Source organism: Myxococcus virescens, from assembly GCF_900101905.1.
GTDB classification, from domain to species: Bacteria; Myxococcota; Myxococcia; order Myxococcales; family Myxococcaceae; genus Myxococcus; species Myxococcus virescens.
Genome location: NZ_FNAJ01000011.1, coordinates 66,177 through 78,837 on the forward strand (window position 1 = coordinate 66,177; position 12,661 = coordinate 78,837).

Here is a 12,661-nt window from a genome sequence, read left to right on the forward strand (position 1 = left end):
AGTGAAAATGGCAAATCGCCAGCTAATCTGGAATTCTGCGGTTGTGTGCAATGGATTTGCACAGTCCCGCAGTATGACAAGCAATGACGCTGTTGCGTCTTTCGAATGTCAATCATCCAACGCTGCGCGGTGAGCAGGAATTGGCCGCGGGAGCAGGCGCGACAGCAGCGCTCTCACGGAGCGCACGGGGTGGGCGCCGGGCTCGGGGATGCGCGCCGTCAACAGGGCCGCGCCCAGGCGGGCCACCGAGGACAGCACGAAGAGCACGTGCAGGTTCACCCAGACGTGGCCGCCCAGGGTGAACTGGGTGGGCAGGGCGGCGGCGATGGCGCCTCCCAGCGCGGCCGCGGCGGTATAGGCCAGGCCGCCGGCGGTGGCGAAGGCCGCCAGATAGAAGGGGCGGTTCTTTCGGGGGGCGACCGTCAGGGGCAGCTCGAAGATGGCCAGACCGTGGCCGCTCCACAGCGCCCCGGCGAGGAGCACGTCGAAAAGCAGGGGCCACAGCGTCCCCGCGGAGGGCAGCAGCCACAGGGCGGGGATGGCGGCGATGCCCAGTGAGCACGCCATCAACACGGGCTGGGCGCCGCAGCGGTCAATCGCGCGGCCCCAGAGTGGCGCCGCCAGGATGCGGACGCCCGCCACTGACGCGGCATGCAGCGCCATGATGACGAAGGTCATCTCGAGGTTCTGGAGGCTGTGCAGCGCGAAGAAGGGCGCGGACACCCCCACCGCCGCGTTCCAGGCCACCTGGTAGGTGAGCACCCGGCGCGCGTTGCCATCCTTGAAAGGGACCAGCGCGCCCTTGAGCTCCAGGGGCGGGGTGGTGCCCGGGGGCGCCGGGTCGTGCTGCGAGGCCATGAACAGGGTGGTGACGATGCCCATGACGCACGCCCCCAACGCGAGCAGCGGCAGGGCCACGCCCACGCCGTCCGCGGGGCGCAGCCGGTCCATCAGGAGGCCCGCGCCGAGGGAGGCCAGCGTGCCCGCCAGCGTGGTGAGCGCGGTGCGGCGTCCGAAGAAGCGGCCCCGGACGGCGCGGGGCACCAGTTCCCCCATCCACGCCACCCAGGCGTTGTTGCCCACCACGCTCAACGCGGCGGAGACGCCGGCCACCGTCAACAGCAGGCGCTGCTGGGATTCGAAGGGCAGGCCCAGCCAGGGCAGCACCGCCAGGGGGAACATCACCACGCGGGACAGGCACACCGCGGTGAGGGCCACGCGCCGGTGACCGAAGAGGCCCGTCAGCCAGGCCGCGGGGAACTGCACGAACTGCGCGAAGAAGGGCAGGGCCGTCATCACGCCGACGAGGAAGGGCCCCAGCTTCAGCGCGATGGCCCAGGCGGTGAGCACCGTCGCGCCCGCGCACGCGGTGAAGACCTCCGAGAACATGCCCTCCACCACGGAGACGCCCAGCGTCCGGCGCAACCGTCCCTGATGGGGGCGGACCATCGGTCCGGGCCCGTCCGCGGGCGGTGCCCCCAGGAGCGGCGCCGTCGATCCAGGCAGGGACGCACCGGGGCGGAACAGCGGAACCGCGGAAGCAAGGGAGGCGAAGCTGAAGCTGCGGAGGAGCTGTCGACGGGAGGCTGCGCGGGTCACAGGTCCGCTCTCTGTCGCACGCTCCGCTGGGCCCTCTCAATCCACCCCCGGTGGGCCCCAGGGTGCTCGGCCGCTCTCCAGGCGGGAGCGGCGCGGCTGTCCCACATGCTCCGGCACCCGTTCGCGCCTGGCTGCTGGGCAGCGCTGGAATCAGGTGCAGTTCAAGCGGTCTTGAACTATATGAACGGACGAGGAGACGGCGCACTATGGATCTGGCTCGGGAGCTGACGGATTTTCTGGGGGCGGTGGAGCAGCGGCTTGGCAGCACCCTGGTGGATGGCGATGCCGGTCCGGACGTGAAGGGCGACACGCTGATGGAGGCGGCCCGCCACCTGTGCCTGGGCAGCGGCAGCAAGCGCGCGCGCCCCATGCTGGCGCGGCTGTTCGGCGGCGCGGTGGGCGTTCCGGCGGAGCGGCTGGTGGACGTGGCCGTGGCCGCGGAGCTCATCCATTCCGCCAGCCTGCTGCACGACGACGTGGTGGACGCGGGCATGTTCCGCCGGGGTCGGCCCACGGTGAACGCGCGCTGGGGCAACATCGTCGCGGTGATGAGCGGTGACCTCATCCTGTCCACGGGCCTGTACCAGCTGTCCCAGCTGGACGCGCGGCTGACGCGCAGCGCGCTGTCGGTCGTCTCCGAGATGACCCGCGCCGCCATCGCGGAGGTAGAGGCTCGCGGCGACCTGGACCTGCCGCTCAACCGGCTGCGCTTCATCGCCGAGGGCAAGACGGGCTCGCTGTTCGGCTGGTGTGGCAACGCGGCGGCGACGCTGGCGGAGCACCCCGAGGCGGTGGAACGTTTTGACGGCTTCGGGCGTCACCTGGGCGTGGCGTTCCAGATTGCCGACGACATTCGCGACATCCTGGGCACGGACGTGGGCAAGCCGCGTTACGCGGACGTGCACTCGCGCACGCCGTCCATGCCCATCCTCCTGGCGGTGGCCAAGGATGAGTCGCTGCGGCGCAAGCTGAAGGACGCGTGGGCGTTCTCGGCGATCACGCCCGATCGCACGAAGGAGATTGGCGCGGCCATCGAGGCCACGGGCGCCGTGGATGCCTCCATGGCGCGGATGAACGTCGAAATCGAGGCGGCGCTCGACAAGCTGGGCCACTTCGCCAAGGAGCCCGCGGGCGCGGAGCTGGTGAGCTGGGCGCGGAAGCTGTCGGCCGGCATCGCCGAACAAGTCCAGGGGCGCGCTGCATGAAAGGCTACCTGTGGACGGGGGGACCCGGGAGCCCTGCCTCGGAGGCGCCGCCAGCGGATGGCCGGCTGGCGCCCTGGGAAGCCATCGCGGTGGACGCGGTGGGCAATGTCATTGAGTTCTGGGGGTTCAAGCGCAACCAGGGGCGGGTCTGGGCCCTGCTGTACCTGCGCGGTGAGCCCCTGACGGCGGGAGAAATCGAGCGCGAGCTGGACCTGTCCAAGGGCGGGGTCTCCATGCTGCTGCGCGACCTGGAGCGCTGGGGCGTCATCCAGCGCGTGCGCCTGCCCCAGGACACCGTCTGGCGTTACGGCGCGGAGAACGACCTGGTCCGGATGGTGACGCACGTCATCGAGGAGCGCGAGGCGGGCTTCGTCGCGCGCATCCGCGCCGACCTGGCGGAGGCCCGGCGGCTGGCGGAGACCCAGTCGGGGCTGCCTCCGGACCGGCTTCAGCGACTGGAGAAGATGGCCACGCTGGCCGAGCACGTGGAGCGCGCGCTGCGGCTGTTCATCAAGACGTCCCGGCTGGATGTGTCCGGTGTGCTGTCCGTCTTCCGGGACGAGGCCACCGGTGCGCGCCGGGGCTCGAAGTAGTCTCAGTCAAAGGGGCGGACATGGATTCGCACTATGATCAGGTGATGAAGGCGCGTGCGGGCGCGGACCCGTCGGCCACGCGCCTGTACTTCGCATACTCGACCATCCTGGACCGCGCCGCGTTCGAGGAGTGGCGGTCCCAGCACAGCTACGACTTCTTCGAGCTGCCCGAGGGGCGGCTGGCCGAGGCCGTGGATGTGGATCTGGTCTATGACTTCCCGTCGCGCTGGTGGGGTGGGCGCGTCGCGGGGCTGACGGATTCCGCGGGCCAGAAGGTGTACGGCCGCCTGTTCGAGATTCGCGGCCAGGACTGGCCCATCATCCAGCACAAGGAAGGCTTCGTGACGAGCATGTGCGTGGAGCGGCCGGTGCGTGTGCGCGTGGATGGGCAGGAGCTGGAGGCCACGGCGTTCGTCACGAATCCGCGGCGTGCGTCGGCGGACGGTCCGGTCAGCACCCGTTTCGTGGACGCGCTGGTGCGCGGTGCCCAGGCCGCGGGCCTGCCAGCGGCCTACGTGGAGCGGCTGAAGCGCGGCGAGTAGCCCACGAGGGCGTTCCGTAAGCCCTCGGACAAAATCCAGCGAGGCGCTTTCCCTCCTCGCTGGGAGTGCACAGCTTGGGCAGCGCGTATGTTCTTCTTCTTCTCGAACCGGCTCGGCTGTATCGGCAGCATCCTGGTGTCGATCGCCCTGAGCGCGGTGCTCTACTTCCTGTTCATGCGCTGAGACCCAGCCCCTGGGCTCGGCTCACGGCTTGCCGTGCCACAGGTCGTCCGAGTCCTCGGAGTCCAGGGGATGGATGGTGATCTCGCGCCCATCCTTGTCGGGCGTGCTGCGCACCGCCTCCGTCTCGTCCGGCGTTCGAGGCGCCCGCTCCGAGAAGTTGTCGTTTTGAAGGTGGCGCTGACGCTGCTCACTGGTCCCGCCGTACCCTTCAATGATCCTCTTCTTCGTCATCCCCGTCCTCCTGGTGAGTCGATCGCCCAGAAGTAGGCTGGGGTCGGATGGAGGAGGGAGCAAGCGGCGTCGCCTGCTCGCCTGGTCTGCGGGCGGATGTGTCGGAGTCTGGCGGGGGAGTGCCTACATATACGAACCATCAGGTATTTTCAGGGCGGCCTGAGACCTTCGTTCCTACATGAACATCAGGGCAGGGGCCTGACGTGGCTGATCGGGATGGATTGCCTGTCTGGATGTTCAGTGGGGCGTGCGGTGGTCGGTTGGGCCGTGCCTACATGAACGAGCTATCAGGCATTTTGGGACTCATGATCGCGGTGCCGCTGTAGGTGGGTCTCAGTGGCACGCCGGGCCCTGGTTGCTCTCCATTTACTGATGACGTGTTCAGTGGGGCGAGTGCCCTCGATTGCACCAATGCTCACATGGGCGTGTGTTCAGTGTTGCGCGGGGTTCTGATCGCGGCCTGTTCACTGTTGATATGTTCAGTGAGCTGGCTGGCGCCCTGGTCGCAAATGCCTACATGACAGCGCGTTCAGTGGTGCGTATCGACCTGATTGAGGCTTGTGGCTGACTGGATGTTCAGTGATTCGGGTGCCGCCTGAAACAGCAATGCCTACATGTCCGTGCGTTCAGTGATGCCGCATGGCTGATCGCCGTCTTCGGCTGACTGGATGTTCAGTGATTTTTGGCACCCCATGTGTCGAGTCTACGGGCCTGCTCGGTCAGCGCCTGGCTGGTTCCCGTTCGCTGACTGGATGCCCAGTGAATTCAATGTGTATTTACTTGTGTCTGTGATTGATTTGTCTGTGATTGGTGTTTGTCTTTGAGGGGACGGGCAGGGGAGTCCGCGGTGATGCTGCGGCGAACGCCCCTGCGTCGAGGCATTGACTCAGCCCGGCGTGAACCACAACACGGACAACGGGGGCAGGGTGAGGGTGGCCGAAGCCGGCTGGCCATCCCAGCCCGTGGGCTCGGTGTGAATCTGGCCCATGTTGCCCAGGTTGGAGCCGCCGTACTGCTCGGCGTCCGTGTTGAGCAACTCCACGTAGCGGCCCTGGAACGGGAAGCCCACGCGGTAGTTCTCCCGCACCGTTGGCGACAGGTTGGCGATACACACCACATGTCGTCCTGGCTGACGCGCGCGCCGCACGAACGCGAACACGTTGTACGCGGCTGAGTCCGGCTGGAGCCACTGGAAGCCCATGGGCTCGCCGTCCGCATCGTGAAGCGCGGGCATGTCCCGGTAGATGCGGTTCAGGTCCGAGACCAGCTGAAGGATGCCGTGGTGCCCCGGGTCGTGCGTCAGGTGCCAGTCCAGGCTCTTGTCGTGGTTCCACTCGGCGGGCTGGCCGAACTCGCCGCCCATGAAGACGAGCTTCTTGCCTGGGTGCGCCCACATCCACGCGAACAGGGCGCGCAGGTTGGCGCGCTTCTGCCACGGGTCGCCCGGCATGCGCCCGTACAGGCTGCCCTTGCCGTGCACCACCTCGTCATGGCTCAGCGGCAGCATGAACTGCTCGCTGAACGCGTACAGCAGGCCGAAGGTGAGCTGGTTGTGGTGGTACTGCCGGTAGATGGGGTCTTTGGAGAAGTACGACAGCGTGTCGTGCATCCACCCCATGTTCCACTTGTAGTCGAACCCCAGCCCGCCTTCGGACACCGGCGCGGACACCTTGGGCCAGGCCGTGGACTCCTCGGCGATGACGACGACGCCCGGGTGCTTGCGGTGGACCGTTTCGTTCAGCTCGCGCAGGAAATGGATGGCCTCTTCGTTCTCCCGGCCGCCCCAGCGGTTGGGAATCCACTCACCCTGCTTGCGGCTGTAATCGAGGTAGAGCATCGACGCCACCGCGTCCACGCGCAGTCCGTCGATGTGGTACTCCTCGATCCAGAACAACGCATTGGCGATGAGGAAGTTGCGCACCTCATTGCGGCCGAAGTTGAAGACCAGCGTGCCCCAGTCCGGCTGCGCGCCCTTGCGCGGGTCCGCATGCTCATACAGGGCCGTGCCGTCGAACTGTCCCAGGGCGTGCAGGTCGCGCGGGAAGTGTCCGGGCACCCAGTCCACGAGCACCCCGATGCCTTCCTGGTGCATGTGGTCGATGAAGAAGCGCAGGTCATCCGGGTGGCCGAAGCGCGCGGTGGGAGCGTAGTAGCCACCCACCTGGTAGCCCCAGGAGCCGCCGTAGGGGTGCTCGGCCACGGGGAGCAGCTCGACGTGGGTGAAGCCGGTGAACTTGATGTACTCGGCCAGCGCCGGGGCCAACTCCCGGTACGTCATGGGCCGGTCGCCGTCCTCCACCACCCGGCGCCAACTGCCCAGGTGGACCTCGTACACGCTCCACGGCTGGTGATGGACGTCCCGCCGCTGCGCGCGTTGCTCCAGCCACGCCGCGTCGCCCCAGGTGTAGCGGGCCAGGTCGTGCACCACGGAGGCCGTGGCGGGGGGGACCTCGGTGCGAAAGGCGAAGGGGTCCGCCTTGAGGACGTTGGGCCCGCCCTGGCCGGGGCGAATCTCGAACTTGTACCGGGTGCCTTCGCCCACCTCGGGGACGAAGAGCTCCCAGATGCCGGAGGAGCCCATGCGGCGCATGGAGTGCAGCCGGCCGTCCCAGCCGTTGAAGTCACCGACCACGGACACGCCCGCCGCCGTGGGGGCCCACACCGCGAACGATGTGCCGCGCACACCGTGGTGGTGCAGCAGGTGCGCGCCCATGCGCTCCCAGAGGCGCTCGTGGCGGCCTTCACCGGCGTAATACAGGTCCATCTCCCCCAGGGTGGGGAGGAAGCTGTACGGGTCTCGAATCGTGAAGACGCGCTTGCCGGGGTACTCCACCTCCAGCAAGTAGTTGAACGTCTGGTCCTTGCCGTTGATGCGGGCCTCGTAGACGCCGCCCAGCCGGTGCGTCATCGCGACGCGACCGCCGGATTCTGGCAGCACGTGGATGGCCACGGCGTCCGGGCGGAAGGCGCGAATCACCACGCCATCCCCATCCGGGTGGATGCCCAGGACAGAGTGCGGCTCCGGATGCCTCAGCTCCACGACGCGCTGAAGCTCCGCGTCGACCTGGGCCTTGTCGGCTGGCTTCCTCACTTGGATGCCTCCATACGCAAGAGGGCCTGGAGGGGGATGCGCACCCAGTCGGGCCGGTTCTGCATTTCGTATCGCACTTCGTAGAGGAGTTTCTCCAACTCGAACGCACGCAGCATCACGTCGAAGCTGTCGTCGTCCGCGGGCAGGAAGGGCGCGCCGCGCGTCACCTGCCGGTACCCTTCCACGAAGGCGTCGCGGATGGTGCTGATGCGCTCGTGGGGTGTGCCACCCTCCAGCGCCACCGTCGCCTCCGCGTAGTCGAACGAGCGGATCATCCCCGCCACGTCGCGCAGCGCGCTGTACTTCTCCCGGCGGGCGGTGAAGGAGCGCGCGGGCTCGCCTTCGAAGTCGAAGATGAGCCACTGGTTGTTGGCGCGCAGCACCTGCCCCAGGTGGAGGTCGCCGTGGATGCGAATCTTCTGGCCGGAGGGCGGCACCTGCGCCAAGCGCTTCGCGTGCTCGATGAGGTCCTCGCGCCGGTTCTCCAGCTCCGGGTTCTGCCGGCTGGCGTCCGCCAGCGTCACGCCCAGCTCCCCGACGATGGAGGCGCTCCAGCGCTGGAGGTCCTCTTGCAACAGCGGCTCCGGCGTGAAGGCCGGGTCTTCGTCGGTCGCCGAGGCGAACGCCAGGTGGAGCTCGCCCAGACGCGAGCCCAGGTCGCGCATCTCCGACTGGAAGCGCGGACCCACGGCGCGCTCCTGGCGCAGCCGGTCCAGCGTGTACTTCCAGCCGTCCGTCGCGTCCGGCACGAAGCGGTGGGCCACCGCGAGCGTCGCGCCCGCCGCCCCTTCCAGATGCAGCGCGCCCAACAGCGTAGGCGTGGCTCGGAACGACGTCTTGGTCGCGAGGAAGCGGCCCACCTCATGCTCCGGGTTCACGCCGGCTTCCAGCTTGCGGATGATCTTCAGGATGACCTGCTCACCCAGCACCACCGAGGTGTTGCTCTGTTCCACCTGCAGCCGCCGCACCTCCGGTGACGCGGGGAGCGCGAGCAAGCCGTCCTGCCCGCCAATCCATTCGCCTTGCACGCGGCCGGACGCGGACGCCACCTGGCCTCCGGTTCGGATGAGGTCGAAGAGGCCGCGCAGGCATTCATCGCTCTCCAGCGCGTCTCGCACGCCTTCGGTGGAGGGATGGACGGGCAACAGGTAGCGCTCCGGGCTGCCCAGTTCGTAGATGACCTCCACCACGGCGAGGCTGAAGGAGCAGCCGCCCGATTCGACGGCGGCGTGGTCCATCACCGTGACGTGCTTGATGGGCCAGGCCTTGCCGCTGAACCAGCGCTGGTGCTTGAGGTACTCAGGGAGCTTGGTCAAGTCGAGGGTTGTCATTCGAGGCTCCTCATCTGCTGGGACCTGTCCAGCCGGAACCACAGGAACATGAAGGGGCCCATGGAGAGCTGATACGGAATCTCACTCACCCGCGGGAAGGGGGTTTCTCCAATCAGCTCCACCGGCACGGCGCCCTCCCACTCACGCATGTCGAGCACCGCGGGCTGGGCGAAGCGCGATAGGTTGCACACCACCAGAACCGTCTGGCCCTCCCATTCACGGATGAAGGCCAGCACCTTGCGATTGTCCGTCTGGAGGAAGCGCAGGTTCCCCAACGAGAAGACGGGGTAGCGCTGGCGGATGCGAATCATCCGCTTCACCCAGTGCAGGAGGCTGGACTTCACCCGCTCCTGGGCTTCCACGTTGATGGACTGATAACCGTACACCGGGTCGGCGATGACGGGCGCGTACAGGCGTGCGTAGTCCGCGCGGCTGAAGCCCGCGTTGCGGTCTCCCGTCCATTGCATGGGCGTGCGCACGCCGTTGCGGTCGCCGAGGTAGATGTTGTCGCCCATGCCAATCTCGTCGCCGTAATAGAGGACGGGCGTGCCGGGCAGGGTGAAGAGCAGGCTGTGCATCAGCTCGATGCGCCGGCGGCCGTTGTCCATCAGCGGCGCCAGCCGGCGGCGAATGCCCAGGTTGATGCGCATGCGCGGGTCGGTGGCGTATTCCCGGTACATGTAGTCCCGGTCCTCGTCCGTCACCATCTCCAGCGTCAGCTCGTCATGGTTGCGCAGGAAGATGGCCCACTGGCAGTTGTCCGGGATGTCCGGCGTCTGCTGCATGATTTCGACGATGGGCGTGCGGTCCTCGCGGCGCACCGCCATGTAGAGGCGGGGCATCACCGGAAAGTGGAAGCCCATGTGGAACTCGTCGCCGTCGCCGAAGTACACGCGCACGTCGGCGGGCCACTGGTTCGCCTCCGCCAGCAGCATCTTCCCCTTGTATTCGGAGTCGATGGTCTTCCGCAGGCGCTTGAGGAAGGCGTGCGTCTCCGGGAGGTTCTCGCAGTTGGTGCCTTCGCGCTCGAAGAGGTAGGGCACGGCGTCGCAGCGGAACCCGTCCACGCCCATGTTGAGCCAGAAGCGCATGACGTCCAGCATGGCTTCCTGCACTTCGGGGTTGTCGTAGTTGAGGTCCGGCTGGTGGCTGAAGAAGCGGTGCCAGAAGTACTGCTTGGCCACCGGATCCCACGTCCAGTTGGAGCGCTCCGTGTCCAGGAAGATGATGCGCGCGCCCTTGTACTGCTCGTCGGTGTCGCTCCAGACGTACCAGTTGCGCTTGGGGCTGTTGGGGTCGCTGCGCGCTTCCTGGAACCAGGGGTGCTGGTCACTGGTGTGGTTCACCACCAGCTCGGTGATGACGCGGATGTCGCGCTTGTGCGCCTCATCCACCAGCCGCTGGAAGTCCGCGAGCGTGCCGTAGTCCGGGTGGACGCCGTAGAAGTCCGCGATGTCGTAGCCGTCATCGCGCAGCGGCGAAGGGTAGTGGGGCAGCAACCAGAGGCAGTTGATGCCCAGGTCCTGGAGGTACGGAAGCTTCTCAATCAGACCGGGGATGTCCCCGTGGCCGTCGCCATTGGAGTCATGGAAGGCACGCAGGTGCAGCTCGTAGATAAGGGCTTTCTTGTACCAGAGGGGATCCAGGTCCATTACGCCTCTCGGGTTGTCACTCGTAGTAGTCGAACGCGTTCTCGGTGCGGCGGAACCGGTGAACGGCCCAGAGGGCCGCGGGCTGCTCGGGCGTCAGGCGCACCTGCACGTCCGGACCCTGCCATAGCGAGCGCTGGTCCGACATCAACTCGTGCACCTGATACGTCTCGTCAGGGCGCGCGCCCAGCCACTCCAGCGGCACGTGCAGCAGCGCCTCCTGGGCGGCATACGGGTCCAGGCTCACCGCCATCAGCACCGTGCTGCCGCCGTCTGGCGTGCGCTTGCCGTAGAAGAGGACTCGGTCGTTGTTCGACGAGAAGAAGCGCAGCGTCCCGTACTGGTGCAGCGCGGGGTGTGTGCGGCGCGCGGCGTTGAGGCGCGCAATCCAATCCCGGATGTTGCCGGGCCGGTCCAGGTCCCACGCGACCAGTTGGTACTTCTCCGAATCGGTGTACTCCTCCTTGCCCGGGATGGGGCGGCCTTCGCACAGCTCGTAGCCGCAGTACATGCCCCACACGGAGGAGAGCGTACCGGCCAGCGCCGCGCGCAGACGGAAGGCACCGGGCCCCGCGTTCTGGAGGAACTCCGGGAGGATGTCCGGCGTATTGGGCCAGAGGTTGCCGCGGAAGTAGTCGGACACCGGCGGCTGGGTGATTTCCTCCAGGTACTCCTGGAGCTCGCCCTTGAAGTTGCGCCAGGTGAAGTAGGTGTACGACTGGGTGAAGCCCACCTTGCCCAGGGCCTTCATCACCTTGGGGCGGGTGAAGGCCTCGGACAGGAAGAGGACCTGGGGATGGGCTTCCTGCACGCGTCGGATGAGCCAGGCCCAGAATTGCGTGGGCTTGGTGTGCGGGTTGTCCACGCGGAACGTGTTCACCCCCTGCTTCACCCAGTGGAGGACGACGGATTCCAGCTCCGCCCAGAGCGACTCACGGGCAGGGCCCATCCAGTCGAAGTTGACGATGTCCTCGTAGCGCTTGGGCGGGTTCTCCGCCGTCTTGATGGTGCCGTCCGGCCGGTGCTGGAACCACTCCGGATGCTCCTTCACGTACGGGTGGTCCGGCGAGCACTGGAAGGCCAGGTCCAGCGCCACCTCGATGCCGTGGGCCTGCGCCGTCTCCACGAAGTGCCGGAAGTCCTCCAGCGTCCCCAGCTTCGGGTGCACGGCCTTGTGGCCGCCTTCCGAGGCGCCAATGGCCCAGGGGCTGCCCACGTCGTCAGGCGCCGCGCTGAGGCTGTTGTTCTTGCCCTTACGCGCCGTGCGGCCAATGGGGTGGATGGGCGGGAGGTAGACGGTGTCGAAGCCGAGCTGCTGGATATACGGCAGCCAGCCTTCCGCGTCGCGGAAGGTGGCGTGGGTGACGCCGTCGCGCTTCGCCGAACGCGGGAAGAATTCGTACCATGCGCTGAAGCGGGCCTTCTCCCGGTCCGCGAAGACCTCCAAGACCTTGTCGTAGCGGCGAGCCAGTGAACGGTCTGGATGGGTCGAGGCCACGTCGGCCAGCTCGGGGGCCAGGGCCACGGCGAGGAGGTCAGGGGAGGGGGGCTGTCGCAGCCGGACGGCCGCTTCGTCCAGCACGCGCGCGTCGTCCAACTGCTTCGCCGTGCGGGCACGGGCGGCGGCGCCTTCCAGCAGTGCGGCGCCTTCCAGCAACTCGCTGCGCACGTCGCGGCCCGCGTCGACCTTGCGCTTCAGCTCGGACGTCCAGGTCCGGAAGAGGTCTGGCCAGGCCTCAATCGTGTACTCGTAGCGGCCGTTCCGCGTCAGGGGGAATTCGCCTTCCCACCGGTCATTGCCGAGGAAGCGCATGGGCACTTCCTCCCAGTCGGTCTGCTGCGCCCTGGGCGTCACCTGGCGCCAGCGGATGACGGCGACGAGGACGTCATGGCCTTCCTTGAAGACATCGGCCTTGACGGTGCACCTCTCTCCCACGACGCGCTTCACGGCGTGACGTCCAGCGTCCAGCTCGGGGCTGACTCCCTCGATGAATACGCTTCCGAGTCGTTCAGTCATGGTGGCTGGCGGCCCTTATAGGTCTTGGGTTGTGATTGCCTCGCGGCGAATCGCGGCTGTTGTCGATGCTGGACGCCTTCCGTGCCAGCCGCGTTGGCTCGTCAACGTTAAGGATGGGGGCGGGCACTGCCCACCCTGGAAGGCACAGCGCGCCCGGGTGCCCGCCTGCCGATACTTGAAGCTGGGAACTGCCCTGCCGTTTGAGCTATCCGGGACGAAC

At 67.4% G+C, this 12,661-nt stretch carries 9 protein-coding genes; 3 read left to right on the forward strand and 6 right to left on the reverse strand.

The genetic code is table 11. From position 1 onward, the window contains the following. Positions 1 to 108 precede the first annotated feature (108 nt). Complete coding sequence (locus BLU09_RS26890; RefSeq protein WP_090492459.1) at positions 109 to 1,599, reverse strand: MFS transporter; 1,491 nt, start codon at positions 1,597 to 1,599, stop codon at positions 109 to 111. Positions 1,600 to 1,805: 206 nt separating this feature from the next. Between BLU09_RS26890 and BLU09_RS26895 the strand changes: the two genes are divergently transcribed. Genes BLU09_RS26895 through BLU09_RS26905 form a run of 3 tightly spaced genes read left to right on the forward strand, consistent with a single transcriptional unit; the run spans position 1,806 to position 3,939 of the window. Continuing rightward, a complete protein-coding gene (locus BLU09_RS26895; protein WP_090492460.1) occupies positions 1,806 to 2,804 on the forward strand; it encodes a polyprenyl synthetase family protein in 999 nt (332 codons plus the stop codon). After that, positions 2,801 to 3,397 (forward strand): GbsR/MarR family transcriptional regulator, encoded by a 597-nt coding sequence (locus BLU09_RS26900; protein ID WP_011553697.1) that lies wholly within the window; start codon positions 2,801 to 2,803, stop codon positions 3,395 to 3,397. The genes BLU09_RS26895 and BLU09_RS26900 overlap by 4 nt, the downstream gene beginning before the upstream one ends. 20 nt (positions 3,398 to 3,417) lie before the next feature. After that, the gene (locus BLU09_RS26905) at positions 3,418 to 3,939 is read left to right on the forward strand and encodes a gamma-glutamylcyclotransferase (RefSeq protein WP_090492462.1); all 522 of its coding nucleotides are present in this window, start codon (positions 3,418 to 3,420) and stop codon (positions 3,937 to 3,939) included. Positions 3,940 to 4,143: 204 nt separating this feature from the next. Here the strand turns inward: BLU09_RS26905 and BLU09_RS26910 are convergent, their stop codons facing one another. From BLU09_RS26910 to BLU09_RS26930, 5 genes are all read right to left on the reverse strand, one after another. After that, on the reverse strand, positions 4,144 to 4,353 hold the full coding sequence (locus BLU09_RS26910; protein ID WP_090492464.1) for a hypothetical protein: 210 nt from the start codon (positions 4,351 to 4,353) through the stop codon (positions 4,144 to 4,146). Positions 4,354 to 5,239: 886 nt separating this feature from the next. Further along, on the reverse strand, positions 5,240 to 7,444 hold the full coding sequence (gene glgB / locus BLU09_RS26915; RefSeq protein ID WP_090492466.1) for a 1,4-alpha-glucan branching protein GlgB: 2,205 nt from the start codon (positions 7,442 to 7,444) through the stop codon (positions 5,240 to 5,242). Beyond that, complete coding sequence (locus BLU09_RS26920; protein ID WP_090492468.1) at positions 7,441 to 8,775, reverse strand: phosphotransferase; 1,335 nt, start codon at positions 8,773 to 8,775, stop codon at positions 7,441 to 7,443. The genes glgB and BLU09_RS26920 overlap by 4 nt, the downstream gene beginning before the upstream one ends. Further along, positions 8,772 to 10,427 carry a maltose alpha-D-glucosyltransferase gene (gene treS / locus BLU09_RS26925; RefSeq protein WP_090492471.1) on the reverse strand — a complete coding sequence of 552 codons (1,656 nt, stop codon included), beginning with the start codon at positions 10,425 to 10,427 and terminating at the stop codon, positions 8,772 to 8,774. The genes BLU09_RS26920 and treS overlap by 4 nt, the downstream gene beginning before the upstream one ends. A gap of 16 nt (positions 10,428 to 10,443) precedes the next feature. Then, positions 10,444 to 12,441 carry an alpha-1,4-glucan--maltose-1-phosphate maltosyltransferase gene (locus BLU09_RS26930; RefSeq protein WP_090492473.1) on the reverse strand — a complete coding sequence of 666 codons (1,998 nt, stop codon included), beginning with the start codon at positions 12,439 to 12,441 and terminating at the stop codon, positions 10,444 to 10,446. Positions 12,442 to 12,661: the final 220 nt, after the last annotated feature.